Origin of the sequence: Myxococcus llanfairpwllgwyngyllgogerychwyrndrobwllllantysiliogogogochensis (genome assembly GCF_006636215.1) — a bacterium.
Lineage (GTDB): Bacteria > Myxococcota > Myxococcia > Myxococcales > Myxococcaceae > Myxococcus > Myxococcus llanfairpwllgwyngyllgogerychwyrndrobwllllantysiliogogogochensis.
Genome location: NZ_VIFM01001043.1, coordinates 1 through 382, shown reverse-complemented (window position 1 = coordinate 382; position 382 = coordinate 1). Strand labels below are relative to the sequence as shown.

Annotated in this window: 1 protein-coding gene; it reads left to right on the top strand. The window is 52.4% G+C overall.

Going from position 1 to position 382, the window contains the following annotated elements:
* Positions 1-217, top strand: a 217-nt coding sequence (locus tag FJV41_RS56775; protein WP_181791676.1) for an FAD-dependent oxidoreductase, incomplete at its 5' end; no start/stop codon positions are given.
* Between the last annotated feature and the right edge of the window lie 165 nt (positions 218-382).

Below are 382 nucleotides of genomic sequence, written 5' to 3'. Positions count from 1 at the left end.
ACCGGTGCTTAATACCACCTGGCTGGAAGGCGCGATTGAGCGTAACCGGATGGGTGAAATTATCATCGATGCGAAGTGCGAAACTAACGTCAAGGGCGTGTTTGCCGCGGGCGACTGCACCACCGTACCGTACAAGCAGATTATTATCGCCGCCGGCGAAGGGGCAAAAGCGTCTCTGAGCTCGTTCGATTATCTGATTCGTACCAAAACCGCATAATAAAAGAAAGTAAGACCGACCTGCACAGCAAAGAGGCTACCCTTGGGTAGCCTCTTTTTTTTATCGCCTTTCCACTGGTCGTCGCAGACGAAGCGGCGTATCCCGCTTATCGGACAACCATTACCGGAATATGCGCGTGGCGAATAACGCTCGAAGCGTTAGAAC